This window comes from Moraxella equi (genome assembly GCF_002027555.1).
Lineage (GTDB): Bacteria > Pseudomonadota > Gammaproteobacteria > Pseudomonadales > Moraxellaceae > Moraxella > Moraxella equi.
Genome location: NZ_MXAP01000035.1, coordinates 1 through 5,133 on the forward strand (window position 1 = coordinate 1; position 5,133 = coordinate 5,133).

The 5,133-nt window shown below is 48.1% G+C and carries 3 protein-coding genes; all 3 read left to right on the forward strand.

The features are described from left to right. The first annotated feature begins 14 nt into the window (after nt 1-14). The 3 genes from B5J93_RS13675 to B5J93_RS03645 all read left to right on the forward strand — a co-directional run bounded on the left by B5J93_RS13675 (nt 15) and on the right by B5J93_RS03645 (nt 5,095). A complete protein-coding gene (locus B5J93_RS13675; RefSeq protein WP_079324726.1) occupies nt 15-344 on the forward strand; it encodes a hypothetical protein in 330 nt (109 codons plus the stop codon). A 104-nt stretch (nt 345-448) separates the two neighbouring features. After that, a complete protein-coding gene (polA, locus tag B5J93_RS03640; RefSeq protein WP_079324696.1) occupies nt 449-3,343 on the forward strand; it encodes a DNA polymerase I in 2,895 nt (964 codons plus the stop codon). A 24-nt stretch (nt 3,344-3,367) separates the two neighbouring features. After that, on the forward strand, nt 3,368-5,095 hold the full coding sequence (locus tag B5J93_RS03645) for a SulP family inorganic anion transporter (protein ID WP_079324698.1): 1,728 nt from the start codon (nt 3,368-3,370) through the stop codon (nt 5,093-5,095). The last annotated feature ends 38 nt before the right edge of the window (nt 5,096-5,133 follow it).

The window sequence follows — 5,133 nt, forward strand, 5'->3', positions numbered from 1 at the left end:
TGGGTTCGGTTGGTATAGCTTTATCATTATCTGCTTGCGTGACACCCATTGATGCCACTCATACGGGGGCGGTCATTGTACCTGTACCTGTGAGCGTACCCGTATCTGTACCCGTATCTGTACCTGTATCGGTTGGAGTGCCTGTGCTTGTCAAAGAAAATCCCGAGCCTGTCAAAGAAAATAGCAGTGTTCATGTCTGCAAGGTCAAAGCGTTTACTGACACCTACCGTTCTGAAAATACCAGCCGTGGCAAGGCTCGCCTTGATGTCTTAAAGCAGTGCCAAGCCAAGCACCATGAAATGTTTTGCCGTGATGAAGATGTTGAATGCACCCAATATAATTAAGCGGTAAATCTAAGCCCTGATTATCAGGGCTTTTTTTATGGGGAAATTTTCCAATCAGGGGTAATTTTAGGTATAATACCCCAAATTTTTACAAAAATCACATCATGACCTACACCGACATCCCCAACCTTGCCACTTTTGACACGTCCGCCATTGACAAAGACCGCCCGCCTGTCATTCTCGTGGACGGCTCGTATTATCTGTTTCGCTGTTTTCACGGCATGCCCCCCTTATCCAACCAAGACGGCTTGCCCACCAATGCCACTCGTGGCGTGCTAAATGCCTTGGGCAAGCTCATCAAAAAATACAAGCCCACCCACATGGCTGTCGCTTTTGACACCAAAGCCCCCACTTTTCGCCACGAATTATCGGACGCTTACAAAGCCCACCGCCCTCCTATGGATGATGATTTGCGAGTACAGATTCCGTATATTCATGACTTGATTGAAAAATTGGGTATTTCCCTCATCAAAATTGACGGTTTTGAAGCGGACGACATCATCGGCACGCTTGCCCGTAACGCCTGTATGCAGGGCTACCCTGTTGTCATCTCCACAGGCGACAAGGACATGGCACAGCTGGTTAATGACTGTGTGACTTTGGAAGACAGCTTTAAGGACAAAATCACGGACGTACAGGGCGTATTTGACAAATTTGGCGTACACAACACCCAAATCGCCGATTATCTCACGCTCATGGGCGACTCATCGGACGGCATTGCAGGCATCCCAAAAGTTGGGGCGAAGACGGCAAGTAAGCTCTTGACCGAATATGGCGACATTGACGGTATTTTGGCAAATCTTGCCAATATCAAAGGCATGGTCGGGCAAAAAATATACGAACATCAGGGCGAAATCCCCCTAAATCGCACCCTTGCCACGATTGTTACCAATCTAGAACTGCCCATTTCATTTGACGAATTAAAATTAGACAATGACAAAGAGACACAAATAAAACGTGCCAAAGCGTTATATGAGTTATTTAAGACATTAGAATTTAAAAAAGAAATGGCAGAGCAGTTGGCATTATTAAAAATGGCGGAGTTGCCTGTTACTGATGATTTATTTAATAATGACAATGCCGATAATGAATTAAACAATCCTTTTAATGATAATTTAGCCGATAACAGTGATGAATTAACCGTTAAACCCTTACCCATGAAACAAGGTGCTTATAAAACCATAACTACCCTTGATGAATTTCATAAGCTTATTGATAAATTAAAGAGCGTGCCTTATTTTGCCATTGATACCGAGACGACCAGCATTGATTGGCAAAAGGCAGAGTTGGTTGGTATTTCTATCGCTACAACCAATTATGAAGGTTATTATATTCCTGTGGGGCATACGGGCGATTTTGATATTTTGCTTGATAATCAATTAGATAGGGACTTTGTTTTAAATGAGTTAAAACCCATTTTACAAAATCAGCGTATCGGCAAAATTGGACAGCACATTAAATACGACAGTCATGTTTTTAAAAAATATGGCATTGAACTGGTTAATTGGCATATGGATACGATGCTGGCGAGCTATGTCATAAACGGCGTAGCGACACGGCATAACATGGACGATTTGGCACGGCACTATCTGGGCGTAAATACCACCACCTTTGAAGACGTGGCAGGTAAAGGGGCAAAACAGCTTAGCTTTGATAAAGTGGACATGGATAAGGCAAGCGATTATGCGTGCGAAGATGCGGACATTACTTATCGCTTGTTTAGTGTGTTTGATGACTATTTGCAAAAAGATACCAATGCCAATAGCCTTTTGCACAAAGTAGAAATCCCCACCGCCCAAATCTTAGCCCAAATGGAGCATGACGGCATTTTGATAAAGACCGAATTTTTGGGTAAATTGTCGCTTGCCTTTGACAATCAAATCAGCCAGTTAGAACAAAAGGCGTTTGAATTGGTAGGCGAGAGCTTTAACGTGGCAAGCCCCAAACAGCTTGGCGAGATTTTGTTTGACAAATTAGGCATAGCAGGCGGTAAAAAAACCAAAACAGGGCAGTATTCCACGTCCGAAGCAGTACTTGCCAAGATTGACCACCCGCTTGTGGACGTGGTGCTAGAACACAGAAGCCTGTCCAAACTCAAAAGCACCTACACGGACGCTCTTGCCAAAGTCGCTGATAAACAAGGGCGAGTGCATACCAGCTACCACCAAGCCTTGACAAGTACGGGGCGACTGTCGTCATCAGACCCCAACCTACAAAATATTCCCATTCGCACCGACACAGGGCGACTCATTCGTGAAGCCTTTATCGCACCGACAGGGCGTGTGATTATGGCAGCGGATTATTCGCAGATTGAGCTGAGGCTCATGGCTCATTTTAGTGGCGATGAGAGTTTGATTAACGCCTTTAAAAACAACCTAGACATTCACACCGCCACCGCTGCCGAGATTATGGGTAAGGAGCTATCAGACGTAACGCCAAACGAGAGACGTTCGGCAAAGGCGGTGAATTTTGGGCTACTATACGGCATGGGCGTGTTTGGGCTTGCCAAACAATTGGGCGTAGAAAATGGCGTGGCAAAGGACTACATCAAGCGGTATTTTGCCCGTTATCCTGCCATACATGACTACATGGAAAATACCAAAAGTTACGCCAAATCAACAGGTTATGTTACTACCATTTTAGGACGAAAGCTCTACGCCCCCGACATCAATTCATCAAACGCCATGATAAGACAAGGGGCGGAGCGGGCAAGCATTAACGCCCCACTACAAGGCTCTGCCGCTGAAATCATCAAACTTGCCATGATAGCCGTGGATAAAGTCCTACCCAAAGACCATGCCAAACTTTTACTCCAAGTCCATGATGAATTGGTATTTGAAGTCGATAGCGATAAAGCCGACGAGATAGGCGAGCTTATCAAAACCGCCATGCAAAACGTGCTGACCAACACCGCCAAAAGCTTAGGCTGGGACGTGGAATTTGCTGTGCCACTTGTTGTGGAGATTGGTGTGGGGGAGAATTGGGAGAAGGCTCACTAAACAAGATAACAGACAAGTACCGACATGGCATTCACCAAACGACCTGCTTTTAACATAATCCCCACATGGCTCGCCCCCTTATTGGCAGAGCCAAAGCGTGCCTTGCCTGAGCTTAGTACAGGGCTGATGATGGCGGTGCTGGTCATTCCCCAAAGTTTGGGCTATGCACTGCTGGCAGGGCTGCCGCCTGTCATGGGGCTATACAGTGCCATCGTGCCAACGATGGTCTATGCCTATGTTGGTTCAAGCTCGGTCAATGCCGTCGGGCCTGTTGCCATTACCGCCATCATGACATCAGGGGCGTTGTCGTCCTATGCGTTGGGGGGCTTGCAGTATCAGGCGATGGCGGTAACGCTTGCCTTGATGGTTGGGGTGCTACTCATGCTCGCCCATGTGATACGTTTGGGCTGGATTATGCAGTTTGTCAGTCGTGGCGTGGCAAGTGGCTTTATCAGTGGGGCGTCTGTGCTGATTATCTTGGGGCAGTTAAAACATCTCATCGGCACGCCCTTGGCAGGCGATGGACTCATTGACATGATGGGCAAGATGGCAGGGCAGGAGCGACTGTTTCATGCACCCACCGCCATGTTGGGACTGGGGGCGTTGGGGCTACTCTTCATGAACCGCTACCGCCCCACACTCATGCACGGCGTGCTGTATCGCCTACTGCCTAAGTCCGCCCATGCTCACATCGCCCGTTTTTTTATCGTGGTACTCGTCGGCATCAGTATCATCATCGCTCGGCAGTATGATTTTGCCAATCTCGGCATTGCCACGCTTGCCCCTTTGCCGACACATCTGCCCCTGCCTGCCTTTCCTGTGGTGAGTCTAGACATCATCATCACGCTACTGCCGTCTGCTCTGCTTATCGCACTCATCGCCTTTATATCCAGTGCCAGTGTGGCGGGTAATCTGGCACGCATTCGCCATGAGCCATTTGCTCCCAATCATGAGTTAAAAGGGCTGGGACTTGCCAACATCGCAAGTTCGCTCTTTGGCGGATTTGCCGTCTCAGGCGGTATCTCTCGCACCAGCATGAATGTTGCACTCGGAGCGAACACGCCCCTATCGTCCATGGTCTGTGCCATAGGCGTGCTGATCATTGCGTTATTTTTGGGGCAATTCATCACGGGGCTACCCTATGCGGTACTCTCTGCCGTCATCATCGCGTCCGCCATTGCCATGATTGATGTGGCAAGTTTTAGGGTCGCCCACGCCCAAGACAAAAGCGAAGCCTTAACCCTTGCCATGACTTTTGTGGCGTGCGTGGGCTTTGGGCTGAACATCGGGCTTATCACAGGGCTGCTGGTCAGCTTTGCACTCATCATCTACCGCTCGTACCGTGTACATATGGCGGTCGTGGGGCAGGTTGAGGGTAGCGAGCATTTTCGGAACATCCATCGCCATGACGTACAGACCTTTGATAACATGATACTCATTCGCATTGATGAGAGCCTGTATTTTGGCAATGTCGCCACCGTCCGCACCGCCCTAGATGACATCTGCCGTGAGTATCCTACCGCTCGCCACATCGTCGTCATCATGACGGCGGTCAATCACGTGGATTTGTCCGCCCAAGAAATGCTTGCCGACTTTAACCGCACACTCATCATGGATGACAAGCAATTACACTTTACCGAAATCAAAGAGCCCGTCATGGACGCTCTCATGCACACCCCTGTCATCACAGCACTAAGCGGTCAAGTGTTTTTAAGTACAGGCATGGCGGTAAACACCTTAAAAAATACTTGACAGCCTGCCAAATCCACTGATAATCTTTTGAAAATTGA

What these genes read in the sequence shown, in the direction of transcription:
- polA (WP_079324696.1), top strand. Translation starts at nt 449, where the DNA reads ATGACCTACACCGACATCCCCAACCTTGCCACTTTTGACACGTCCGCC.
- B5J93_RS03645 (WP_079324698.1), top strand. Translation starts at nt 3,368, where the DNA reads ATGGCATTCACCAAACGACCTGCTTTTAACATAATCCCCACATGGCTC.